This is a genomic window from Hymenobacter jeollabukensis, assembly GCF_005771675.1.
Taxonomy (GTDB): domain Bacteria; phylum Bacteroidota; class Bacteroidia; order Cytophagales; family Hymenobacteraceae; genus Solirubrum; species Solirubrum jeollabukense.
In genome coordinates this window covers 1-24,790 of the sequence record NZ_VAJM01000022.1, presented here as the reverse complement: position 1 = coordinate 24,790, position 24,790 = coordinate 1, and the positions used below count along the sequence as shown (strand labels likewise).

At 63.9% G+C, this 24,790-nt stretch carries 17 protein-coding genes; 13 read left to right on the top strand and 4 right to left on the bottom strand.

What is annotated here, in order from left to right; translation table 11 throughout:
- Window positions 1-33 precede the first annotated feature (33 nt).
- The 10 genes from argG (at window position 34) to FDY95_RS25590 (ending at window position 13,610) form a co-directional block, all read left to right on the top strand.
- Window positions 34-1,227, top strand: coding sequence for an argininosuccinate synthase (gene argG, locus FDY95_RS25635; RefSeq protein WP_138082557.1), 1,194 nt, complete (start codon window positions 34-36; stop codon window positions 1,225-1,227).
- The gene (gene argC / locus FDY95_RS25630) at window positions 1,217-2,197 is read left to right on the top strand and encodes an N-acetyl-gamma-glutamyl-phosphate reductase (RefSeq protein WP_138082555.1); all 981 of its coding nucleotides are present in this window, start codon (window positions 1,217-1,219) and stop codon (window positions 2,195-2,197) included. Before argG ends, argC begins: the two co-directional genes overlap by 11 nt.
- The gene (locus tag FDY95_RS25625; protein ID WP_138082553.1) at window positions 2,197-3,336 is read left to right on the top strand and encodes an aspartate aminotransferase family protein; all 1,140 of its coding nucleotides are present in this window, start codon (window positions 2,197-2,199) and stop codon (window positions 3,334-3,336) included. Before argC ends, FDY95_RS25625 begins: the two co-directional genes overlap by 1 nt.
- A gap of 485 nt (window positions 3,337-3,821) precedes the next feature.
- Window positions 3,822-4,907: a glutamine-hydrolyzing carbamoyl-phosphate synthase small subunit gene (gene carA / locus FDY95_RS25620; RefSeq protein ID WP_138082551.1), complete on the top strand. Its 1,086-nt coding sequence runs from the start codon at window positions 3,822-3,824 to the stop codon at window positions 4,905-4,907.
- 221 nt (window positions 4,908-5,128) lie between these two features.
- Window positions 5,129-5,395: a hypothetical protein gene (locus tag FDY95_RS25615; RefSeq protein WP_138082549.1), complete on the top strand. Its 267-nt coding sequence runs from the start codon at window positions 5,129-5,131 to the stop codon at window positions 5,393-5,395.
- Between the two features lie 140 nt (window positions 5,396-5,535).
- The gene (locus FDY95_RS25610) at window positions 5,536-5,901 is read left to right on the top strand and encodes a hypothetical protein (RefSeq protein WP_138082547.1); all 366 of its coding nucleotides are present in this window, start codon (window positions 5,536-5,538) and stop codon (window positions 5,899-5,901) included.
- 66 nt (window positions 5,902-5,967) lie between these two features.
- The gene (carB, locus tag FDY95_RS25605) at window positions 5,968-9,213 is read left to right on the top strand and encodes a carbamoyl-phosphate synthase (glutamine-hydrolyzing) large subunit (RefSeq protein ID WP_138082545.1); all 3,246 of its coding nucleotides are present in this window, start codon (window positions 5,968-5,970) and stop codon (window positions 9,211-9,213) included.
- Window positions 9,214-9,333: 120 nt separating this feature from the next.
- Window positions 9,334-10,041, top strand: a complete 708-nt coding sequence (locus tag FDY95_RS25600; protein ID WP_138082544.1) for a hypothetical protein — start codon at window positions 9,334-9,336, stop codon at window positions 10,039-10,041.
- 76 nt (window positions 10,042-10,117) lie between these two features.
- Complete coding sequence (locus tag FDY95_RS25595; protein ID WP_138082543.1) at window positions 10,118-11,062, top strand: N-acetylornithine carbamoyltransferase; 945 nt, start codon at window positions 10,118-10,120, stop codon at window positions 11,060-11,062.
- A gap of 136 nt (window positions 11,063-11,198) precedes the next feature.
- Entirely contained in the window at window positions 11,199-13,610 is a 2,412-nt protein-coding gene (locus FDY95_RS25590) for a YCF48-related protein (protein ID WP_171025858.1), read from the top strand.
- A 308-nt stretch (window positions 13,611-13,918) separates the two neighbouring features.
- On the opposite strand, the gene FDY95_RS25585 is transcribed toward FDY95_RS25590, so the two are convergent.
- From FDY95_RS25585 to FDY95_RS25575, 3 genes are all read right to left on the bottom strand, one after another.
- A complete protein-coding gene (locus tag FDY95_RS25585; protein WP_138082539.1) occupies window positions 13,919-16,357 on the bottom strand; it encodes an ABC transporter permease in 2,439 nt (812 codons plus the stop codon).
- 228 nt (window positions 16,358-16,585) lie between these two features.
- Complete coding sequence (locus FDY95_RS25580) at window positions 16,586-17,263, bottom strand: ABC transporter ATP-binding protein (RefSeq protein ID WP_138082537.1); 678 nt, start codon at window positions 17,261-17,263, stop codon at window positions 16,586-16,588.
- Between the two features lie 345 nt (window positions 17,264-17,608).
- Window positions 17,609-18,862, bottom strand: a complete 1,254-nt coding sequence (locus tag FDY95_RS25575; protein ID WP_138082535.1) for an efflux RND transporter periplasmic adaptor subunit — start codon at window positions 18,860-18,862, stop codon at window positions 17,609-17,611.
- A 516-nt stretch (window positions 18,863-19,378) separates the two neighbouring features.
- On the opposite strand from FDY95_RS25575, the gene FDY95_RS25570 reads away from it, so the two are divergent.
- The 3 genes from FDY95_RS25570 (at window position 19,379) to FDY95_RS25560 (ending at window position 23,382) form a co-directional block, all read left to right on the top strand.
- Entirely contained in the window at window positions 19,379-20,728 is a 1,350-nt protein-coding gene (locus tag FDY95_RS25570) for a sigma-54-dependent transcriptional regulator (protein WP_138082533.1), read from the top strand.
- The gene (locus FDY95_RS25565) at window positions 20,718-22,058 is read left to right on the top strand and encodes a sensor histidine kinase (protein WP_212744960.1); all 1,341 of its coding nucleotides are present in this window, start codon (window positions 20,718-20,720) and stop codon (window positions 22,056-22,058) included. The genes FDY95_RS25570 and FDY95_RS25565 overlap by 11 nt, the downstream gene beginning before the upstream one ends.
- A gap of 196 nt (window positions 22,059-22,254) precedes the next feature.
- On the top strand, window positions 22,255-23,382 hold the full coding sequence (locus tag FDY95_RS25560; protein ID WP_138082531.1) for a putative sensor domain DACNV-containing protein: 1,128 nt from the start codon (window positions 22,255-22,257) through the stop codon (window positions 23,380-23,382).
- 182 nt (window positions 23,383-23,564) lie between these two features.
- On the opposite strand, the gene FDY95_RS25555 is transcribed toward FDY95_RS25560, so the two are convergent.
- Window positions 23,565-24,790 (bottom strand): T9SS type B sorting domain-containing protein (locus FDY95_RS25555; RefSeq protein ID WP_138082529.1); only part of this gene is annotated, 1,226 nt, incomplete at its 5' end.

The window sequence follows — 24,790 nt, the reverse complement described above, 5'->3', positions numbered from 1 at the left end:
GCAAACTTCTCTCAAGAACCTTCTTATAGTATCATGTCCCAAAAAAAGGTAGTTCTCGCCTATAGCGGCGGCTTGGATACGTCCTACTGCGTCGTGTATCTGACGAAAGAACTGGGCCTGGAAGTCCACACGGTCATCGTCAACTCCGGCGGCTTCTCCCAGGAGGAGCTGGCCGGCATCGAAAAGCGCGCCTACGAAATGGGCTCCAAGCGCCACGAAGTCATTGATGTAACCGAGCGGTTCTACCAGCAGTGCCTGCGCTACCTGCTGGCGGGGAATGTGCTGAAGAACGATACATACCCGTTGAGCGTCAGCGCGGAGCGTATGTTTCAGTCGCTGGCGCTGGCCGAGTACGCCCGCGAGAACAAGGCCGACTACATTGCCCACGGCAGCACCGGCGCCGGCAACGACCAGGTGCGCTTTGACGTGGCCTTTTCGGTGATTTCGCCGAATACGGAAATCATCACGCCCATCCGCGACCTGGGCCTTTCGCGCCAGCAGGAAATCGACTACCTGCAGGCCAACGGGGTGGAGATGAGCTGGGAAAAAGCCAAATACTCCATCAACAAGGGCATCTGGGGCACCAGCGTGGGCGGCGTCGAAACGCTGACTTCGCGGCAGGGCCTGCCCGAATCGGCCTGGCCGACCCAGCTGAGCAAGACCGAGCCGCAGGAAATCAGCATCACCTTCGAGAAAGGCGAGCCGGTGGCGTTGAACGGCGAGGCTATGAAGCCGGTGGACCTGATCATCGCGCTGAACGAGCTGGCCGGGCAGTACGCCATCGGCCGCGACACCCACGTGGGCGACACCATTCTCGGCATCAAAGGCCGCGTGGGCTTCGAAGCGCCGGCGCCGCTGATTCTCATCAAGGGGCACCACTTGCTGGAAAAGCATACTTCCTCGCGCTGGCAGCTGCTGCACAAGGACTACATAGCCAACTGGTACGGCACCCTGCTGCACGAGGCCCAGTACCTCGACCCGGTGATGCGCGACATGGAGGCCTTCCTGGATTCGTCGCAGGAGCGGGTGTCGGGCACGGTGTACGTGACCTTGAAACCCTACCAGTTTGAGCTGCTAGGCATCGAGTCGAAGTTCGACATGATGCAATCGAAGGTGGCCACCTACGGCGAGGAAAACAACGCCTGGGACTCGCGCGACGCGAAGGGCTTCATCAAGATTTTCAGCAACCAGCTGCGCATTCACTCTTCCTTCAACGATGAAAATTAAGGTGGGCATCGTCGGCGGGGCCGGCTACACGGCGGGTGAGCTGATTCGCATCCTGCTGCACCACGAGTTCGTGGAGCTGGGCGCCATCGTCTCTTCCTCCAGCGCGGGCAGCCCGGTGTACCAGGTGCACGATGATTTGGTGGGCGAAACGGAGCTGCGGTTTGCGGCCGAACTGGCGGGCGACGAAGATGTGGTGTTCCTGTGCCTGGGCCACGGCAACTCGCGGGCGTTTCTGGAGAAAAATCCTCTGCCGGAAACCACCCACGTCATCGACCTCAGCAACGACTTCCGCCTGCAGGCCGACCGGGAGTTTCAGGACCGCGAGTTCGTGTACGGGCTGCCGGAGCTGAATCGGACGCGCATTCAGCAGGCGCAGAGCATTGCCAACCCCGGCTGCTTTGCCACGGCCATCCAGCTGGCGCTGCTGCCGCTGGCCCAGGCCGGCAAGCTGACGGATGATGTGCACGTATCGGCCATTACCGGCTCGACGGGCGCGGGGCAGAGCTTGTCGGAGACGGTTCATTTCTCCTGGCGCGCTAATAACGTTTCCATCTACAAGCCCTTCACGCACCAGCATTTGGGCGAGATAGGGGAGAGCCTGACGCAGCTGCAGCCCGAACTGGAAAGCGAAATGCACTTCATTCCGTACCGCGGCAACTTCACCCGCGGCATCTTCGCCAGCGTCTACATGCCCTCGGATTTGACGCAGGACGAGGCCCGGGCGCTGTACAAGCAGTTCTACGCTGATGCGCCGTTTACCACGGTGTCGGACGCGGAAGTGCACCTGAAGCAGGTGGTCAACACCAACAAGTGCCTGCTGCACGTGCAGAAATTCGGTAAGCAGCTGCTCATCACCTCGGTTATCGACAACCTGGTGAAGGGCGCTTCGGGCCAGGCCATCCAGAACATGAACCTGCTGTTCGGCTTGCCCGAAACGACGGGTTTGAACCTCAAATCGGTGCTTTTCTAATGGAGCTTTTCAACGTCTATCCGCTCAACGACATCACGCCGGTGCGCGCCCTCGGGGCGCAGCTCTGGGACGACAAGGGCGAGCAGTACCTCGACTTCTACGGCGGCCACGCGGTCATTAGCATCGGCCACTCGCACCCGCATTACGTGCGGCGCATCACCGAGCAGGTGCAGAAAATTGGCTTCTACTCCAACTCGGTGCACATTCCGATTCAGCGGGAGCTGGCACAGAAACTCGGGGAGGTATCGGGTTACCAGGACTACACGCTGTTCCTGTGCAACTCGGGTGCCGAGGCCAACGAAAACGCGCTGAAGCTGGCCTCCTTCCACACCGGCAAAAGCCACGTCATTGCGTTCCGAGGGGCTTTTCACGGCCGGACTTCGGGCGCGGTAGCGGCTACCGACAACCAGAAAATCGTGGCGCCCTTCAACGCCGGGCACCAGATCAGCTTCCTGCCCTACGATTTGGCGGACGTGGAGCGGGTGCTGCAGGCCGGCCTGACCTGCGCCGTCATCATCGAGCCGATTCAGGGCGTGGGCGGCATCATCATGCCCTCCGACGAGTTCCTGCGGGGGCTGGAGCAGCTGTGCCGGCAGTACGGCGCGGTGCTCATTGCCGACGAGGTGCAGAGCGGCTACGGGCGCAGCGGTAAGTTCTTCGCCCACCAGCACGCCGGCGTGCGGCCGGGCATCATTTCGGTGGCCAAGGGCATGGGCAACGGCTTCCCCATCGGCGGCATCCTGATTTCGCCGGAATTCCAGGCTTCGTACGGGCTGTTGGGTACCACCTTCGGCGGCAACCACCTGGCCTGCGCCGCCGCGCTGGCCGTGCTGGAAGTCATCGAGCAGGAAAACCTGCTGACCCACGCCGCCGACATGGGCGAGTACCTGCGCCAGGAGCTGCTGGCCAATGCCGGCGCCCAGGAAGTGCGCGGCCGCGGGCTGATGGTGGGCATCAAGTACGATTTTCCCATCAAGGATATGCGCGATAAGCTGCTGACCGAGCACCACATCTTCGTGGGCAACGCCTCCGACCCCGGGGTGCTGCGCCTGCTACCGCCGCTCAACATCAAACGCGAGGAAATCGACCAGTTTCTGACGGCGCTGTACGCAATTATTCCGGCGGAGGTAAGGAGTTAAGCCGTTTGTGGCCTAACTTGCGGCCTTAATGAGTGGCACCACGAGGTTCACGAGCAAAGCTCACCTTCTGATCAGCTGCACGCTGCCGTTTCCTGGAATTGCGCAGCCCCTGGCCGGTTTTTCCCCTGAAAGAACGGCCACCCCATCCTTTTTCGTCCAGCAGGCCTGCCCGCCCGATTTCCCGATGCCTGACATCTGGGAGCGGCCGGGTGCGGGACCGATTGATCTACCTTCTTTCGCTCCCGTTTGGCTTCAATCCTCGTTCGGCTGGAATAGACCCCTGATGTTTGGTTCTGTTCCAGCCGAAATTGTATCCGGGCAGTTCGAACAGCGGGCCAAAGTCGCGCCGCACCGCCGCCTGACTACCGTTCAGCCAAGAGAAATGGCTGATACGATTTCCCGACTGGCTCCCCCTCTCCCCAAGGAGAGGGGGCCGGGGGGTGAGGTTAAAAATCAACAGAGTAAACCCTTTTTCGCAAAACAGAGTGGAAAACGCTAAATCGGTGAAGCTGGTGCTGGAAGACGGCACCGAAATTCAGGGCCAATCTTTCGGCGCATTCACCTCGGCCGCGGGCGAAGTGGTGTTCAGCACGGCCATGACTGGCTACCCCGAAAACCTCACCGATCCGTCCTTTGCCGGGCAGATCCTGGTGCTGACCTACCCCATCGTGGGCAACTACGGCGTGCCGGGCGAGGAACTGTACGAGTCGATTTCCAAGATTTTCGAGTCGGACAAGATTCACGTGGCGGGCCTGGTGGTCAACTACTACTCCGAGGAGCACAGCCACTGGAACGCCGCCAAGAGCCTGGGCGACTGGCTGGCCGAGTACAACATTCCCGGCATCTGCGGGGTGGACACGCGCATGCTCACCAAGAAGCTGCGCGAGAAGGGCGCCATGCTCGGCAAAATCGTGGCGGAGCAGGACATTCCGCTGCACGACCCCAACCAGGACAACCTGGTGGCCCAGGTGAGCCCCGAGGGCGTGCAGCACTACGGCACGGGCAAGAATAAAATCGTGCTGGTGGACTGCGGCACCAAGACCAACATCATCCGCTGCTTCCTGGAGCGCGACGTGGAGCTAATCCGCGTGCCCTGGGACTACGACTTCACCCAGCTCGACTACGACGGCCTGTTCCTGAGCAACGGCCCCGGCGACCCGAAAATGTGCGTGCCCACCATCGAGCACCTGCAGAAAGCCCTGCAGCAGGACAAGCCCATCTTCGGCATCTGCCTAGGCTCCCAGCTCATGGGCCTGGCGGCGGGCGGCGACACGTTCAAGCTCAAGTACGGCCACCGCAGCCACAACCAGCCGGTGAAGCTCACCGGCACCCAGCGCAGCTACATCACCAGCCAGAACCACGGCTTCGCGGTGGACACCGCCACGCTGCCCGCCGAGTGGGACATGCTGTTCGAGAACCTCAACGACGGCACCTGCGAAGGCATCAAGCACAAAACCAAGCCCTTCTTCTCCACCCAGTTTCACCCCGAAGCCGCCGGCGGCCCCCAGGACACGGAGTTTCTTTTCGACCAGTTTCTGGACGAGGTCGAGAAGTATAAGGCTGGCAAGTAGCCGAACGACAAGCTCAGCACGACGGAAAAGAGCGTCATGCTGAGCTTGTCGAAGCATCTTTACCGCTTCGTTGAATCATTCAGTAACGAGAAGTTTGCGGCAGATAAATGTCTTAAAGACAAAGTACTGTGCGGAAAAATCGACTTCCTTGGGTAATAGGATTTTTACTGGTTGCACTCGTAGTAGCATTCTACTTCTCACTCGATGCACTTGGTGACTTCATGTACAAGCAGCAATTAGGCGACCATCCAGAAGTCATTTTAGCCGCTGTTCATGGAGCTAAGAATTCCCCAAGGATTCTTGATCGTATCGGAGAAGTATCTTCCGAAGAGTACAATCTGCACAAGTCCACGCCTGAATCTGACTCGTTAGTGCTCCGCATCAAGCTGGGCGGCGATAAAGCCAATGCGAGCATTGAGGCGCACGCCGTGAAACAAGCTTCTGGGGTATGGAAAATCTATCAGAGCGACACCACGTTCACCGACTAATTGAGCGTCCAACGAAGCGGTAGAGATGCTTCGACAAGCTCAGCATGACATTCTGCATCCCACACAAACCGACCCTCTAACTTCGCCTCCTCAAACGCACTGTCCACATGCCAGAAAAACGTAGAGGTCTGCCGAATTGGGTGTTTATCGTAGCTGGCGCATTGGTGCTGGCCGTGTACTTGTTCGGCAAGTTCGTGGGCCAGAAGACCATTCTGAAAGCGGTGCTCGGGGAGCCGGGCGACCTGGTGGCCCGGGCCATGAAGTCGGCTAAATACTCCCCGCGCATCACTAGCCGCATCGGCGAAGTAAACGGTACCAACTTCAAGCTCAAGCAGCTCGGGGCCAAGAAAGACACGAACGTTTTTCAGTTCCTGCTGCAAGGCGAGCGGGGCGAGGCCACCATCAAGCTCTGGATGGTCAAGCGGCGAGCCGGGAAATGGGACCTGATCAAAACCGACACGCTGTTTAGCGCGAAGAAAACTGCCGCCGCGCAGGCAAGCGAATAAGCTGTAGCCAGCTTTAACAAGACTTTTAACACGACCCCCGCATAGGGCTGTTGCTTCACTCCTAGAATGGAAAAACCACAGAAAGTTCTCATCCTCGGTTCCGGCGCCCTCAAAATCGGGGAGGCCGGTGAGTTCGATTACTCCGGTTCGCAGGCCCTCAAGGCGCTGAAAGAGGAAGGCATCCGCACCATCCTCATCAACCCCAACATTGCCACCGTGCAGACGTCGGACGACATTGCCGACGACGTGTACTTCCTGCCCGTGACGCCCTACTTCGTGGAGGAAGTCATCAAGAAGGAGCAGCCCGACGGCATTCTGGTGGCTTTCGGCGGCCAAACGGCCCTGAACTGCGCCGTGGCCCTGTACCGCGCCGGCGTGTTCGAGAAGTACAACGTGCGCGTGCTCGGCACGCCCGTGCAGAGCATCATCGACACCGAGGACCGCGACATCTTCAAGGAAAAGCTCGACCAGATCGGCGTGCTCACGGCCCGCAGCGAAGCCGTGACGACGATGGAAGACGCCCTGGCCGCAGCGGAGCGGATTGGCTTCCCCATCATCGTGCGCGCCGCTTTCGCGCTGGGCGGCCTGGGCAGCGGCTTCGCCAACAACATGGAGGAGCTGCGCACCCTGGCCCAGAAATCCTTCTCGACGTCGGACCAGATTCTGGTGGAAGAGTCGCTGAAAGGCTGGAAGGAGGTGGAGTACGAGGTGGTGCGCGACCAGTTCGACAACTGCATCACCGTCTGCAACATGGAGAACTTCGACCCCATCGGTATCCACACCGGGGAGAGCATCGTGGTGGCCCCGTCGCAGACGCTGAGCAACCGCGAGTACCACAAGCTGCGCAGCATCGGCATCAAGACCATCCGCCACCTGGGCATCGTGGGCGAGTGCAACATTCAGTACGCCCTCGACCCGCACTCGGAGGAATACCGCGTGATTGAGGTGAATGCCCGTTTGTCGCGCTCCTCGGCCCTGGCTTCCAAGGCTACCGGCTACCCGCTGGCTTTCGTGGCCGCCAAGCTCAGCCTGGGCTACTCGCTGGCCGAGCTGAAAAACAGCGTGACGCAGACCACCTCGGCCTTCTTCGAGCCTTCGCTCGACTACCTGGTGGTGAAGCTGCCGCGCTGGGATTTGAGCAAGTTTGCGGGCGTGCAGCGCCAGATCGGCTCGGCCATGAAGAGCGTGGGCGAGGTCATGGCCATCGGCAAAACCTTCGAGGAGGCCGTGCAGAAGGGCCTGCGGATGCTCGACACCGGCCGGCGCGGCTTCGTGGCCAACAAGCCCGAGCCCATCGACCTCGCGGACCTCGACACGCTGCTGAGCGAGCCGAACGAGGAGCGCATCTTCGCCATCAACGAGGCTTTCCAGGCCGGCTACGACGTGGAGCGCGTGTACGAGCTGACGCGCATCGACCGGTGGTTTTTGCAGCGCCTCTACGGCATCTACCAGCTGGGCCTGCAGCTCGGCGAAAAGCGCCAGCAGGGCGGCCTCGATGCCCTCGACACCGACCTGCTGCGCCAGGCCAAGAAAGCGGGCTTCTCCGACCAGCAGCTGGCCGTGCAATTGCTCGGCCCGGCCGAGGTGAAGGCCAACGAAATGCTGGTGCGCGCCCGCCGCAAGGCCCTGGGCGTACTGCCCGTGGTCAAGCAAATCGACACGCTGGCGGCCGAATTTCCGGCCCAGACCAACTACCTCTACCTGACCTACCACGGCACCGAAAACGACCTGGCGCCGGAAACCGACAAGTCGGTGGTGGTGCTGGGCTCGGGTGTGTACCGCATTGGCTCCTCGGTGGAGTTTGACTGGTGCGGCGTCAATGCGGCCCAGACGGTGAACGAGGAGGGCTACAAGTCCATCATCATCAACTACAACCCCGAAACCGTAAGCACCGACTACGACGTGTCGGACCGCCTGTACTTCGAGGAATTGAGCTACGAGCGGGTGATGGACATCCTGGACTTCGAGGCGCCGCAGGGCGTGATTCTGAGCACCGGCGGGCAGATTCCGAACAACATTGCCACCCGCCTGGAGCAGGCCGGCGCGCCCATCCTGGGCACCGCCGCCGCCCGCATCGACGAGGCCGAAAACCGCCACAAGTTCAGCAGCATCATGGACGAGCTGGGCATTGCCCAACCGCGCTGGAGCGAGCTTACCACGATGGAGGCCATCTATGGCTTCGTGAAAGAAGTCGGCTTCCCGGTGCTGATCCGGCCGAGCTACGTGCTGTCGGGGGCGGCTATGAACGTGGTGTCGAACCCGCAGGAGCTGGAGGAATACCTGAAGCTGGCCGTGGAGGTCAGCGCCGAGTACCCGGTGGTGGTGTCGGAGTTTATCCAGGAAGCCAAGGAAATCGAGCTGGACGCGGTGGCCGACAAGGGCGAAATCGTGTCGTACGCCATATCGGAGCACGTGGAGTTTGCCGGCGTCCACTCCGGCGACGCCACCATGTACTACCCGCCGCAGCGCGTGTACGTGGGCACGGTGCGCAAGCTCAAGGTCATTGCCGAGAAGATTGCCAAGCGCTTCGAAATCAGCGGGCCGTTCAACATCCAGTTCCTGGAGAAAAACGGCGCCATCCGCGTTATCGAGTGCAACCTGCGCGCCTCCCGCAGCTTCCCGTTCGTGAGCAAGGTATCGGGCCACAACCTGATCAAGAAGGCCACGAAGGTGCTGCTGGGCCAGCACGTGGAGCGCGACGCGAGCGAGCTAGTATATGACCTGCCCTTCGTGGGCGTGAAGGCCTCGCAGTTCTCCTTTACCCGCCTGCAGGGCGCCGACCCGGTGCTGCGCGTGGACATGACGAGCACCGGCGAGGTGGGCTGCCTGGGCGACACGGCCGAGGAGGCGCTGCTGAAGTCGCTGCTGTCGGTGGGCTACCGCATTCCGGAAAAGACGGTGCTGATGTCCAGCGGCCCGCTGCTCTCCAAGGTGGCCCTGCTCAGCGCCGCCAAGCTGCTGGTGCAGAAGGACTATACCATCTACGCCACCCACGGTACGCACCTGTTCCTGACCGAAAACGGCGTGGCCAGCACCCTGGTCTACTGGCCCGACGAGCTGCAGGAGCCCAACGCCCTGACCTACCTGCGCGAGCGGAAAATCGACCTGGTCATCAACATCCCGAAGAACCTGACCAAGGGCGAGCTGGACAACGACTACAAAATCCGCCGCACGGCCGTGGACTTCAACATCCCGCTCATCACCAACGCCCGCCTGGCCAAAGCCTTCATCAAGGCCTTCACCACGCTGAAGCTGCAGGATCTGAGCATCAAGAGCTGGAAGGAGTTCAAGGCGCAGGCGGTGGAAGCGTAGCCGGCTGCGAGGACGCGCTAAAAAAGAACGTCATGTCGAGCTTATCGAGACATCTCGCGTGCTCAGCATGGCGTTCTTGCGTTTCTTGCTTGTTCAATGTTCTGTTGACCGAAGATCCTAATGCTAGCTAAACCGCTGCTATTCTTGTTGCTGAACACACTGGCATTATTCGCCTGCCAAGCCCAAACGGCAACTCCGACTGATTCCAGCAAGCAGCGCTTTGCCCGGGTGTTGGCAAAGCGGAACAAGCTGATCGATACCAAATTTGAGCAAGCAGCCGCGAAACGCCAGTTGCGGCGGGTATTCCGGCGGTTTTACCGGGATGACAGCGGGCAATTCTACCGCGGTCAGTTCGAGTTATCGGATAGTGACCCGGAGTCGGATAAAGCCGGGTTTGTGGTGTTTATAAAATGCCCGACGCTAGACCCATCCACTTACCACGATGTAGATAGCAGCAACTACTCCGCCGACAAGAACGGCGTGTATTACTTCTGCTTTTCAGGCCACAACACTCTTTTTGTGATAGTGCCCGGAGCCGACCCGCTCACATTTCGCGCTCTGCCTGGCTTAGAAGTGGGCTACGACACGCAGCACGTATTCCTGGGCGCCAATCAAGTGCCAACACTGCGGCCCACGGCCCTGCGGGTATATGCCGGACCCGAAAATTCCGCAGTACCGTGCGGCTCCAACGATATGTACCTTACGGACGGCTTGGTAGTACTGAAGAACGAAAAACTGACGCAGGTGCCAGTACGCGCTTTTCGTGCTCCAAAAGGCTATAAGCTGGCATACCCATTACGCTCAAGTAACCAGCCAACGAAGCGGTAGAGATGCTTCGACAAGCTCAGCATGACGACCTGACGACCTTTGCCGTCTGCCGTTCTGAAATACCGTAGAACACCCCATGAACAAATTCACCTCGTTCGCCGACGTACCCGACTACCGCGCCCTGCTGCAACAGGCGCTGGAGATTAAGCAGAACCCTTTCGGCTACCAGCACCTGGGCCGGAACAAGACCATCGGGCTGATTTTCTTCAACCCCAGCCTGCGCACCCGCCTGAGTTCCATCAAGGCCGCCTACAACCTCGGGGCCCAAGCCTGGGTGCTCAACGCCGGCGCCGACTCCTGGACCCTGGAAATGGCCGACGGCGCGGTGATGAACGGCAGCACGCAGGAGCACATCAAGGAAGCCATTGCCGTGATGAGCCAGTACTGCGATGTGCTGGGCGTGCGCACCTTCCCCGGCCTCAAGGACCGCGACGAGGACTACCACGAGGTGGTCTTCAACAAGATTCTGCAGCACGCCACCGTGCCCATCATCAGCCTGGAAAGCGCCACCCTGCACCCGCTGCAGAGCTTCGCCGACCTCATCACCGTGGCCGAAACCAAGCAAACCGAGCGCGTGAAAGTGGTGCTGACCTGGGCCCCGCACGTGCGCGCCCTGCCACAGTGCGTGCCCAACTCCTTCGCCGACTGGTTTTCGGAAGTCGACTGGGTGGACTTCGTCATCACCCACCCCGCCGGGTACGAACTGGCCGAACAGTTCACCAAGGGCGCCCGCATCGAATACGACCAGGCCAAGGCCCTGGAAGGCGCCGACTACGTGTACGCCAAGAACTGGAGCAGCTACCAGGACTACGGCAAGGTGCTGACCCAGGACCCGAGCTGGATGGTGGACGCCCGCCACATGGCCCTGACCAACGACGCGAAATTCATCCACTGCCTGCCGGTGCGCCGCAACGTGGAAGTGGCCGACGCGGTGCTGGACTCGCCCAACTCCCTGGTGGTGCAGGAAGCCGGCAACCGCGTCTTCTCCATGCAGACGGTGCTGCACGAGATGCTGAAGTAAGCGGTGCCGCTGGTCAACAAAAAAACCGCTCCACAAGAGCGGTTTTTTTGTTGGTCGGTGGGCTATTTTTGGCGGCCTGCTACGGCCCGCAGCTAGCCGCCGGGCAGGTCGAACGGCTAACGCTTACCCTATGTATATGAAACAGTTCTTCGCTTGGATAATCTGCTTACTACTGGTGGCCGTACCGGCCCGGGCGCAGTGGCAATGGCTTAACCCGAAGCCCAATGCGTACGCGGGCCGGGAAGTCCGCTTCGTTGATGCCAACCGGGGCTTTGTGCTGCAGACACCGGGCATGCTGCTGCGCACCGACGATGCCGGCCTGAGCTGGCAGGAGGTGCAGCGCTACCCCGGCGCCGTCGATCTGGAGTTTTCGCCCGAGGGCACCGGCTACCTGCTGACCCGTGCGGGCGTGCTCTGGCGCAGCACCGACCGCGGCACCAACTGGCAACGAGTGTCGCGGGCGCCCCAGCCCGTGAACAACATCTACTACGGCAGCGACCTGCAGTATCCTTACGCCAGCCTGCACGCGCTCCGGGCCGATACGGTGGTGGAAGTAACCGAAAACGGCCTGGTGCGGCGCTCCACCGATGGCGGCCGCAGCTGGCAGCAGGCCAGCGTCACGGGGGTGCAGCGGGTGTTGAGCAGCGCGTTCGTATCGGGGCGGGTGGGCTACGTGGGGGCTTCCTACGGGCGCATCTACAAAACCATCGACGGCGGGGCCAGCTGGGTGAAGCTGACGGAGGTGTCGTACGTTCCCTCGGAAATTACCATGCTGCACTTCATCAGCCCGCGGATCGGATTTGCGCACCGGGAACACAGCGACCTGCTGCGCACCACCGACGGCGGCCAAACCTGGGCGGTGCTGCCCAACCGTCTGGAGGACACCTACGCTATGCATTTCGTGTCAGCCACCACGGGCTTTGCCGTGGGCGACGTGGGCGTGGTGTACACCACCACCGACGCGGGCGCCAGCTGGACCAGCCTGGGCCCGGCCGGGGGCGGCTTCTACGGCGGCTACGGCTGGACCAGCGTGTGCTTCACCTCGCCGAGCACAGGCTACGTCACCGGCACCGGCTACCGGGGCCCCATCATGCGCACCACCGACGGGGGCCGCACCTGGCTGCCGCTGGGGCCACTGATGGGGGATATGCAGGCGGTGGAATTTCCGGGGCACGGCCTGACCGGCTACGCGCTCAGCGGCTCGGGGCTGCTGAAAACTACCGACGGCGGCGACACCTGGACGGTGCAGGCGCCGGTGGGCGGCAACCGCATGGCCTGCCCCGACGCCAATACCGTGGTTATTGCCGGGGGCAACAGCACCGTGACCCGCTCCGGCGACGGGGGCCAAACGTGGACCAGCAGCACGGTGCCGGCGCAGTTTCCGTACGGCACCAACCTGATAGCCCTCGAAATGGTCGATAGCCAGGTGGGCTACGTGGCCGGCGACAACAACGGCCTGGGCCCGCTGCTGGCCCGCACCACCGACGGCGGCCGCAGCTGGCAAAGCATCAGCAGCGGGGCCCCGGTCAATCCGCTGCGCTACTTCAGCTTCCCCAGCGCCACCACCGGCTTCGCCCTCACCTACAACACCGTGTACCGCACCACCAACGGGGGGCAGTCGTGGCAGGCGTTGAACCTGAGCAGCATGTACGTCTCGTCGCTGGCCGGGCTGGATTTCGTCGACGCGCAAACCGGCTACGTCGTCGACGACAGCGGGCAGCTGTTCAAAACCACCGACGGGGGCGCTACCTGGACCGCCAGCATGCTCAATCGCACCCGCAACTACGCCAGCGGGCACCCCCGGAACATCCGGTTCTTCGACCGCGGCAACGGCTGCGTGCAGGACGACGCCGGCAACGTGTTCCGCACCACCGACGGCGGCGCCAACTGGCTCTGGGAGCGTAACCTCAGCTCCCAGTCCGCCGCGTACACCCGCAATGGGCAGGCCTTGGTACTCGGGGGCCGCCACGGCATGCTCGTGCGGCATTCCCTGGCCCAGCCGACCCGGCCCTTCCGGGCCCGGGCGCTGCCCCCGGTGGCCCTTACCGACAGCAGCGCCACGCTGGCGGCGGCCCTGACCACGGTCAACTGCTCGGTCGACAGCCTCTACTTCGAGTACGGCCCGACCAGCGGTGTGGGCTACCCGCAGTCGACGTTTGCCTATAATGCGCCCTGGTACCTGCCCGATTCGCTGCGGGGGCCGGTGTTCAACGGCCTGCAGCCAGCCACCAGCTACCGCGTGCGGCTACGCTTCGTGCACAACGGGGTGCGCTTCTACAGCACCGATACCACGTTTACCACTGCGGAACGGCCCGCGCAGCCCATGCCGGAGCTGGTGGCCTACCCCAACCCCACGACGGGCTACCTGCGGGTGCTGGCCGCCGGGCAGCGGGGCCGGGCGCACATCGAGCTGTTTAGCCTGCAGGGCCACCGCGTGTACCAGACCGATGGCGCCGGGCTAGACCTGACCAATCTGCCCAACGGCATGTACCTGCTGCGCGTGCAGCTGGGCGACCAGGTGTACCGCCGCCGCATCGTCAAGCAGTAAGTGCCCGCGCGGCCGCCCTGTGTCGGCAACCGGCGCAGGTTAGCATCTGTCCCGTGCTCATAATGCAACGCGCCGCTACTGCCGGAGAACGGGTGGTAGCGGCGCGTTGCGGTTCAGGGGATATTGGCCAGCGCAAGGCAAGTTGTCCGATAGGGACGAGTTGAGGTGCGGCCCGGCTTGTAGGCCCTTTCTGGCCCTGGATACACCAATCAAGCCCGCACAAACCCGGACCGTCGTTGAGTGGCCTGAACGGTGTGTCCTATTGGGAGGAATGCAGAAAATAGTTTACAGCCTCCTGGTCAACCGCCTTACTCCGTGCGCAGGCTCTTCACCGGGTTGGCGCGGGCCACGCTCACCGTCTGCGACACGATGGTGACCAGGGCTACGGCGGCGGCGGCCAGGCCGGCCAGCGGGAAAATCCACCAAGGCATGTTGATGCGGTAGGCGAAATCCTGCAGCCAGCGGTGCATCACGTACCAGGAGAGCGGAAAGGCCAGCAGGGCCGCCACCACCACCAGCCGCATAAAGTCGCTGGAAAGCAGCAGCACGATGGCGGAGGTGCTGGCCCCGAGTACCTTGCGGATGCCAATTTCCTTCACGCGCTGGGTGATGGCAAAGGACGACAGCCCGAACAAGCCCAGGCAGGCAATGAGAATGGCAATGCCGGCGAAGATGCCGAAGAGCAGGCTCTGGCGCTGCTCGGCCTGGTAGAGCTGGGCGTAGCTCTCGTCAAGGAAAGTGTAGGTGAAGGGCTGCTCGGGCAGAAACTGCTTCCAGGTGCGCTCCAAATGCTGCAGCGTGCCCGGCACGTCGGCCCCGGCCAGCTTCACCGACAGCTGGTTGTAGGGGGCCCGCGAGGTGACGGTGCCCAGAAACAGCACCATCGGCACGATGGGCTGGTGCAAAGATTCGAAGTGAAAGTCCTCCGTCACGCCGATGACGCGGCCCAGCACCCCGCCGTAGCGGAACACCTGCCCCACGGCCTCGGCCGGCGACTTCCAGCCGACCAGGCGCACGGTGCTGGCGTTGAGGATAAAGCCGGTGGTGTCGGTGGGGTAGGCCTTGGGGTCGAAGTTGCGCCCAGCGGCCAGGCGGATGCCGTAGGTGGGCAGGAAATGCTCGTCGGTGCTCACGTACTTCACGTTGGCCGAGGTGGGCCGCAGCGAGTCGCCGACGGTGGCGGCCGCGTCGCTGGCGTCGAGCAGGCGGCCGGTGGGGATGCGCGAGGAGCGGCCCAGCTCTTGCACGCCGCTTTGCTGCTGCAGGGCGTGGCGGAAGGCTTCGTACTGCGGCGTCAGGCTCTGCGGGTAGGCCAGGGTCACGATTTGCTCGCGGTTGTAGCCCAGCGGGGCCTGCTGCAGGTAGCGCAGCTGCAGGGCCACCACGGCGGTGCTCACCAGCAGCCCGATGGACACCACGAACTGCACCACCACCAGCACCCGCCGGAACGCGAGGCCCCCGCTGACTTTCAGGAAGCCCTTCAGAATCTGCTGGGGCTGGAACGAAGACATGAACAGCGCCGGGTACAGCCCCGACACCCCGCCGACCACCAGCGGCAGCAGCAGCAGGGCCAGCAGCACCGCCGGCTGCCACAGCAGCTGCGGCGGCAGGGCCGTGCCCGCCAGCCGGCTCAGCCAGGGCAGAGCCAGCACCGTGCAGCCCACCGCCAGCACCGTGGCCACGGCCGTAATCAGCACCGACTCGCCCAGAAACTGCAGAATGATTTCGGAGCGCTGCGCCCCGACCACTTTGCGCACGCCCACTTCCTTGGCGCGCAGCGCGGCCCGGGCGGTGCTCAGGTTCATGTAGTTGATGCAGGCAATGAGCAGCACGAACAGGGCAATGATGCCGAAGATGTACACCCGGTTCACGTCGCCGTTGGCCTCGATTTCGTCGGCGCGGTTGGAGTGCAGGTGAATGTCGGTGAGGCGCTGCAGGGCCAGGCTGGTCATCTTGGAGGGCCGCACGTAATCAGTGGCGCGCTTGGGCTGGGGCATGTGCCGGTCGAGGAAGGCCGGAAACTGCGCCTCCAGCTGCCGGGCGTCGTAGCCGGCGGGCAACTGCAGGTAGGTGCGGAAGGCGTTGTTGCTCCAGCTGGTGCGCAGCTGCCGTTCCCCGTAGATGGTGGAGTCGTTCAGGGTGCTGAACGAGACGAGCACGGCCGGGTGCAGGTGGGCGTTTTCGGGCAGGCCCTGGAACACGCCCACCACCTTGCAGAGGATGCCCGCGTCGATTTTCAGCTCCTGGTTCACCGGGTTTTCAGAGCCGAAGTACTTGCGGGCGGTGCGCTGCTCCAGCAGCACCGCCCGCGGCTCCTGCAGGGCCGTGCGGGCGTCGCCGCTCAGCAGCCGGATACCGAACATGGGCAGGAAGCCCGGCTCGGCAAAGGTCAGGCTGTCCTCGGTCAGAATCTTCTCCCCGTGGCGCACCACGATGGGGCCGCTGAAGAGCAGCCGCGTCATCTGCTTGATCTGCGGGAAGTCGTTTTGGAGCAGCGGCCCGATGGGCGGCGCCACCGAGCTGAGCTGCAGCGTCGTGGCCCCGTCGGGGTTGTAGAAGTCGCGGGTGACGCGGTATATGCGCTCGGCCTCAGGCACGCGGCGGTCGTAGCTGGTTTCGTGCAGGATGTAGGCCAGAATCAGCAGGCAGCAGGTCAGTCCCGTGGTCAGGCCGAAGAGGTTGATGGCGGATATCAGCTTGTGCTTAAGCAGATTCCGCACGGTGACGGTGAGGTAATGACGGAGCATAGCGAGCAGGAGAGAAGGAGCGGAAGAGTTTGTTTTCGGGTAGGCTCAGAAGGGCGGAGCCGCGGACGAGGCAGGGGCGGGGTTGCTTATCAGGCCGTCATGTCGAGCGAAGCCGAGACATCTCGCTGGATAGTAATCTGAGTGTTGAGCGATGAGGCTACTGTCTGCCAGCGGCACGCGAGATGTCTCGACAAGCTCGACATGACGTTCTTTTAGACTGTTTGGCTTCTACGTCAGGATGTTCTCCGTCACGGTCTGCCCGTCGAGCATGCGCACGATGCGGTGGCTGTAGCGCGCGTCGTGCTCGGAGTGGGTGACCATGATGATGGTGGTGCCCTGCTCGTTGAGCTCCGAGAGCAGGTCCATCACCTCGTTGCCGTTCGAGGAATCGAGGTTGCCGGTGGGTTCGTCGGCCAGGATGAGGCGGGGGCGGTTGACCACGGCCCGGGCCACGGCCACGCGCTGCTGCTGCCCGCCCGAGAGCTGCTGGGGGTAGTGGTTGCGGCGGTGCATGATGCGCATCTTGTCGAGCACTTCTTCCACGCGCTGCTTCCGCTCGGCGGCCGGTACGCCGGTATACACCAGCGGCAGCTCCACGTTTTCGTACACCGTCAGCTCGTCGATAAGGTTGAAACTCTGGAACACGAAGCCGATGGCGTGCTTGCGCAGCTCGGCCCGGCGCCGCTCGGAGTAGCCCACGGTTTCCTTGCCGTCGAAGACAAAGCTGCCCGCGTCGGGGTCGTCGAGTAAGCCCAGGATGTTGAGTAGGGTCGACTTGCCGCAGCCCGAGGGGCCCATTACGGCCACGAACTCGCCCTCCTGCACCTGCAGGTTCAGCTCGTGCAGCACCGTGGTTTCCACGTCCTCGGTGCGGTAGGTTTTTTCCAGGTTGGTAATCTTGATCATCGGACTAGGGAGCAAGGGCTGGTTGAGAGGAGAAAAGAGGAAGGCGTCGAAGCAGCACCGCCGGGTAAGATCGGAACCACTCATTCACCACAACTCGGGGCTGCGTCACTGCGAGGCAGCACCGCTTCGGCGCGTTCCTGGGATTTTGGGTTGGATTTCAGGCCGTCATCCTGAGCAAAGCGAAGGACCTTTCTCAGGCCCTGCACCGTCGCTGATGCCAATGTTCTGGCGCTTTTCAGCGGCGATGAAAACAGGGGTAATGCGTCGGCGCATTGATTATTGGTTTGTGCGAGGTGGGAGGAAGGTCCTTCGGCTGCGCCTCAGGATGACGTTCTTACTTTACCATTACTGCCCGAGCACCAGCTCCTGCATGGTGCCGTAGGTGTCGTAGCCGGAGGTGATGACCCGGTCGCCGGGCTGCAGGCCGCCGAGCACTTCGTAGTAATCGGGGTTTTGGCGGCCCAGGCGCACGTCGGCGCGGTAAGCGCGGCGGCCGTCGGGAGTGAGCTTATACACCCAGGCCCCGCCGGTTTGCTGGTAGAAGCCGCCCTTGGCCAGCAGCAGGGCGCGGGTTTCGTCGCCCAGGGTGAGGCGAATCTGCAGCGTCTGCCCGCGGCGAATGGCCTTGGGCACGGCTTCGGGAAAGACCATATCGACCTGAAAGCGGCCCTGCGCCACCTGGGTGTACACTTTGCGAATCTGCAGCGCATACGGCCGGCCGGCCACGGTGCAGGTGCCGCGCAGGCCGGGGAAGATGCGCGTGATGTAGTGCTCGTCGATGTCGGCGCGCACCTTGTGGCCCGTCACCGCGTCGAGCTGGCCCAGGCGGGCGCCCTTGTTGACGTTCTGGCCGATTTCGGCGTCGAGCGAGGTCAGCTGCCCGTCGATGGGGGCGCGCACGATCAGGTCACCCACTTTGCGGCGCATCAGGGTCAGCGCGTTCTGCATACGGACGTAGGAGCGGGCGGCCTGGGTGGTTTCCTGGCGGGTGGCCGAGGAATCCTGGTGGAGCATGGTGCGGCTCAGGCGGCGGCGGCGCGTCTGGTAGTGGTAGGCGTTTTCGGCCTGCCGGAAGTCCTGCAGGGCAATGACTTTCTGCTCGTACAGGGTCTTTTGCAGCTTAAACACCCGCTCGGCTTCCTGGTAGGCGTTGTCGGCGTCGGCCAGCTGGTTGAGGCGGGCGTTGGTGTTCTGCTGGGCCGCGTTGCGCGACATCTGCATCTGGGTGAACAAATTCAGCACGGCCGTTTCCTGGTTGACCAGGCTCAGCTCCAAATCGGCGTTGGAGAGGCGCAGCAGGGGCTGGCCCTTCTTCATCAGGGCGCCGTCCTCCACGTATTTTTCCTCCACCCGGCCGCCTTCCAGCGCGTCGAGGTAGATGGTGGTTTCGGGCAGCACCACCCCACTGACGGGAATAAACTCCTGGAAGCTACCCTGCCGTACCTCGCTCACCGTCAGCCGCGCCGGGTCCACGTTCAGCTGGCTGGGGCCGGCGCCGTAGTAATAGCCGCCCACGGCCAGCAGCCCCACGAGGGGCAGGCCGCCCATCAGCAGCACTTTGCGGGTTGTCCATTTTTTGGGGGTAATAGCGCGGTCCACGGCGACAGAGTTTTTTTGCGTCGGGCCGAAAAATTTTCAGCCGGTTTCCCTTCATCCGCAGCCAGGGTCGTGCCGAAAATGCAAAACGCTTGTTTTCAAAGCGTTGCTAAATAGTCGTTTCTGAACAGTGTTCGGTTTTGATACAATCAGTGTGCGGTGCTGATACAGTAGGCCGGACGGCGCACGAAGTCGGTGGCCGGAGCTGGCCAAGCGTCGCACTGGCCGGGCTTGATTTTGCCTTGGAAAATTGCCGTGCTTTGTTGGGCCTCACGGGACCCCCACGGGGCACGGCCCCCGTTCCAAAAGAGAGGGGGCGCCTGACGACAGCAACGAAGCGGCGCCGGACTGGTCTGCATGCCGTCTTTAGGCAGCCTGATGTGGCTGGTCCAAGCTTACCTGACTGTAAGTGCGTGACTGGCAAGGGCTGAGCGGTGTCGTAATTACTTGCACCTCAATACATCCGCGCCGCCCGGTTCCCCTCTCTTTCGGAGCGGGACCGGGGGTGAGGCCCCAGCTATGAACCTGCGCTCCGCCTCCGTACTCGTTCTCGACGACGACCCCGACATCCTGACGGCGGTGCGCCTGCTGCTCAAAACCCAGGTGCGCGAGGTGACGGTGGAGCGCCGCCCCGAAGCCTTACCAAGTCTGCTCGCGGCCCGCTCGTTCGACGTGATTCTGCTGGACATGAACTACCACAGCGCCGTCAATACCGGCAACGAGGGGTTTTTCTGGCTGAAGCGCATCAAGGAGCTGGGCTCGGCGGCGGCCGTCATCATGATAACGGCCTACGCCGACATCGAGCTGGCCGTGCGCGCCCTCAAGGAAGGCGCCGCTGACTTCGTGGTGAAGCCCTGGCACAACGACAAGCTGCTCACGACTATCCAGGACGCGCTGCGCCCCGCCGGGGCCGCGCCCGCGGCGCCCGCCCACGCCGCGGCGGGCGTACCCGACTTGCTGGGCTCGGCCCCGGCCCTGCAGCAGATTTTTCGCACCATCGAAAAGGTAGCGCCCACCGATGCCAACGTGCTCATCCTGGGTGAAAACGGCACCGGCAAGGACCTGGTGGCCCAGGCCGTGCACCGGGCCTCGCAGCGCGCCGGCGGGCCCTTCGTGAAAGTGGACGCTGGGGCGCTGACGCCCTCGTTGTTTGAGTCGGAGCTGTTTGGGCACAAGAAAGGCGCCTTCACCGATGCCCGCGAAGACCGCGCCGGCCGCTTCGAAGCCGCCAACGGCGGCACCCTGTTCCTGGACGAAATCGGCAACCTGGGCCTGGCCCAGCAGGCCAAGCTGCTCACCGTGCTGCAAAACCGGCAGGTCACGCGCCTGGGCTCCAATCAGCCCATTCCGGTGGACATCCGCCTGATCTGCGCCACCAACGTGCCCCTGAGCGAGCTGGCCGATGAGCGGCGCTTCCGCAAAGACCTGCTCTACCGCATCAACACCGTGGAGCTGCTGGTGCCCCCGCTGCGGCAGCGCCCGGCCGACATTGCCGCGCTGGCCCGGCACTTCGCGGCCCAGTACGCGGCCAAATACCACCGCCCCGCGCCCAGCCTCAGCCCGGCGGCCCTGCGCAAGCTGGAGCAGTATGCCTGGCCCGGCAACGTGCGCGAGCTGCAGTACACCATCGAGCGGGCTGTCATCATGGCCGACGCGCCCGAGCTGCAGCCCGACGACCTGCATTTTTCGCAGCTGGAACCAGCTCCGGCCGCCCAGGAAACCGCTGACAACCTCACACTCAGCGCCGTGGAGCGCAACGCCATTCTGCGCGTTATCGAAAAGCACGGCGGCAATATCACCCGGGCGGCCCAGGAGCTGGGCCTGACGCGCACGGCCCTCTACCGCCGCCTCAACAAACATGCGCTCTAATTACCGCCTGCGCCTGGCCGCCGCCGTGCTGCTGCTGGCCGCGGCCCTGGGCGCGGCCGCCTGGCTGCAGCTGCAGGGGCGCGGCACCTGGGCGCTGCTGGCCCTGCTGCCGGCGCTGCTGGCCGCTGTCGACCTGTACCGCGGCCACGCCCGGCTGCAGCAGGAGCTGACCGACTTCACCGAAGCCGTGCGCTACCGCGACTTTTCGCGCCAGTACGGGCGGCGCGGCGGGCGGCCTGAGCTGCGGGCGCTGCACGCCAGCTTCCAGGAAATCAACGCCGCTTTCCGCAGCATCAGTCGGGAAAAAGAAATGCAGCAGCAGCACTTGCAGAGCATTCTGGAGCTGATTCAGACCGGCATCCTGTCCTTCGAGCCAGCCACCGGCGCGGTGTGGTGGCTGAACGACGCCCTGAAGGAAATGCTGCGCCTGCCTCACCTCAAGAACCTCAGTGGCCTGGCCCGGCGCTACCCGGCGCTGACGGCGCAGCTAACGGAGCTGCGCCCCGGTCCGCCCCAGCTGGTAACGGTGGCCGTGGGCAACGCTACCGTGCGCCTGCTGCTGGCCGCCAGCGTGTTCCAGACCGAGGGCCGGCAGTACAAGCTGGTGGCCGTGCAGAACGTGGGCGAAACCCTCGACGAAACCGAGGCCGACGCCTGGCAAAAGCTGCTGCGCGTGCTCACCCACGAAATCATGAACTCGGTGGCGCCCATTGCCTCGCTGGCCGCCACCCTGCAGCAGCGCCTGCACGCCGCCGACCCCGCCGACCCGGAGTTGCGCGAGGACCTGGAGCTGGGCATCGAAACCATCAAGCGCCGCAGCGACGGGCTGCTGCAGTTCTCGACCACCTACCGCAGCCTGAGCAAAATCAGCGTGCCCAACCGCCAGCTGCTGCCGGTGTACGAGTTGTTCGAGGCCGTGCACCACCTGCTGCAGCCCCGGCTGCAGGAGCGCGGCATCGTGCTGGACGTGGTGCTGCCCGACCCGCAGCTGCGCCTGCCGGCCGACCGCGTACTGCTGGAACAGGTGCTGATCAATCTGGTTATCAACGCCATCGACGCGCTGGTGGGCCGGCCGGGGCCGCGCATCACGCTCACCGGCGCCGCCGCCGAAGCGGGCCGCATCGTGCTCAGCGTGGCCGATAATGGCGCGGGTATGGACGCCGAAACCCAGGAGCAGGTGTTCGTGCCGTTTTTCACCACCAAGAAGAACGGCAGCGGCATTGGCCTGAGTTTGTGCAAGCAGATTATGCTGCTGCACAAGGGCACGATTCAGCTGCGCTCCGCCCCGGGCGTGGGCTCGGTCTTTACGCTCACGCTGGGTCCCGGGTAAGCGGGCCGGGCAGCGGGTGGTTTCACCGATGGAACCGGGCAGGGCGCGGTGCCCAGCGCGTCGGCGCCAGCCTGCCCGGACGCGGGCCAAACAGTCGGGGCTAACGCCGGTTGATGTGGCATTCCACCCATCCGTCACTATTTCGCCTGCTCGTCGTAGGTTGCGCCCCGTGCTCCAAGTCGCCCCCGTCCCCGCCATGCTTTCCGAACCTACCTACCTAGCCGCCCGCATGGCGGCGCCCACCATCGCGCAGCATTTCGCCGACCACCGCTTGCTGGCCACCGCCTCGCAGCGGGTGCAGCTGGCCGCCCCGCCCGAAGCCTCGGTGATTGAGGCGCTGATCGACGTCACGTTCTGGGCCAGCCTGCGGCGCGAAGAGGGGCATCCGCCCAAAATCACCCTGGCCCTGCTACCGCCCGAAAGGGCGCCGCAGCCGCTGGTGTTTGGGCAGCACAAGCGCCTCACCCCGCAAAACCTCATCAAGCTGGCCCCGGCCGTGGAGCAGCCCGGCATTCACCTAGGCGTGTGGGCCGACGAGGGCGGGCTGCACGTGTGGGGCACCGTGACGGAGCTGCCGCCGCTGTGCTTCGTGCTCGAAGTCATCGAGCCGGGCCTGCTGGTGGTGAAGCACCCGCGCGTCGACGGCTTCGGCAAATTCGTGAACGTGGCCATCCTGCGCGGTGACCAGTTGCAGGTGGTCGACGCCGAAAACCACGGCGTGGCCGACTGCCAGGCCCTGCGCCGCTTTCTGCCCGGCAGCGGCCTGCCCGGCCACGAGGCCGACGAGGTGCTGGTGGAGCTGGCCGCCACCATGCGCGCCCACGGCCGGGGCGGGCTGGTGCTGGTGGTGCCCGCGGCCGCCGAGCAGTGGCAGGCGTCCATCGTGCAGCCCATGTCGTACCCCGTCACGCCCGCCTACGAGGGCATTGCCCAGGTGCTGGCCCAGCGCCACGACGACCCCGACTGGCCCCGCGACCTGCGCCGCGCCATTGGCATCGTGGGCGGCTTCACCTCCGTCGACGGGGCCACCGTCATCACCCAGGATTACCACCTGCTGGCCTTCGGGGCGAAGGTGGCGCGGGCCAAGGGCAGCACGGCCGTGGAGGAAATGATGATAACCGAGCCGGTGGTGGGCAGCACCGCCCGCCGCCTGCACCCGGCCCAGAACGGCGGCACCCGTCACCTGGCCGCCGCCCAGTTCGTGCACGACCAGCGCGACGCCCTGGCCCTGGTGGCCTCGCAGGACGGCTTCTTCACAGTCTTCGCCTGGTCGCCGAAGCACAATATGGTCCACGCCCACCGCATCGACGTGCTGCTGCTGTGAGCCCGCCCGCGCCCGGGAAGCAGCGGCCGTCAGGTTGACCGCAGAACCCGACGGCTGTGCTGCACCGCCAAAAGAAAAGCCCGGCCGCTGGATGCGGCCGGGCTTTTTCATTGGATTTATTCTCTGGCGTCAGCACGCGAGATGTCTCGACAAGCTCGACATGACGGCCCTTACTTAAAAGCTTAGCGGCTGATGACTTCCACCCAGCCCTTGAACGTCTGGCGGGTGCGGGCCTGGTCGGCAAACTCTACTTCCACCAGGTAGTAGTAGGTACCGGCCGTGGCTTTGGCGCCGGAGTCGCGGCCACCGTTGTCGGGGGCGCTGGTGCCGCCGCCGTCCCACAGCAGCAGGTCCTGGCTGGCGGTACCTTCGTACACGCGGGCGCCCCAGCGGTTAAAGATTTTCACCTTGACCTGGTTCACCGGGCTGGCGAAAATCGGGCGAAAGGCGTCGTTCTGCTGGTCGTTGTTGGGCGAGAAGATGTTGGGCAGCACGAAGATGCGGCAGTTGTCGCTGGTCACGATATTGCTCGCCGCCGCAGTGCCCTGGCCGTCTACGGCCAGGATGCGGTAGCAGCCCGCCGCCGAAGTCAGGTTGGGGTGGGCGAAGGTGAACGTGGTCGTGGTGGAGGAGCCGGGCACGCGGCCGATTTGCTGAAAGGCCGTGCTGTCGCAGCTGGGGCTATAGAGCACGCGGTACTCCACGATGTCGGGCGAGCAGCCGGCGGGCTGGTTGCTCAGCGTCCAGCTCAGGTTATTGGTGAAGGTGAGCGGGCGGGGCAGGGGTGAGGGAAACTGCCGGGCCAGCTCGGCCAGCCGGTCGCAGTCGGGGCCCTGCAGCGTGAGCACCGGGCGGCAGGGGCGCGGGGCCAGCAGCACGCACAGCTCCTGGCTGCGGTTGACGAGGTTCTGCGGCTGGCGCGGCGAGTCGTAGCGGCCCACCGTTTCCACGTAGTAGCAGTAGGTTTGGTTCAGGCGCAGGACCGGGTCGTTGTCGAGGTACGAGCCCGTGGTGCGGGTGCCGGCAGCGGTGCTGCTGATGAGCGTGAAGGTAGGGCTGCCCGGGTTTTTGCGGTAGACGCGCGTCACGCTGCCGCTGTTGTTCCAGGGCACGTTGTACGTCCAGGCCACATTGATGGTCGGCACCACGCCCGGGTTGGGCGTGGCCGTGAGGCGCACGGAGCTGGCGGGCCCGGCGGGCTCGATGACTTCAGGCGTGGCGCGGAAGAACTCGAGGCGGTAGGTGTAGGCCTTGTCGCGCGTGTTCAGGTTGGTGTCGGTGTGGGTGGTGTCGCTCAGGCTGGTGGCCGTGCGCACGAGCGTGTAGGCCGCGGCGGCCGGGTTCTGGCCCTCGGCCCGGTAGAGGCGGTAGCCCAGCGGGGCGGCGAAGCTGGCGGCCGGCGCCGGGG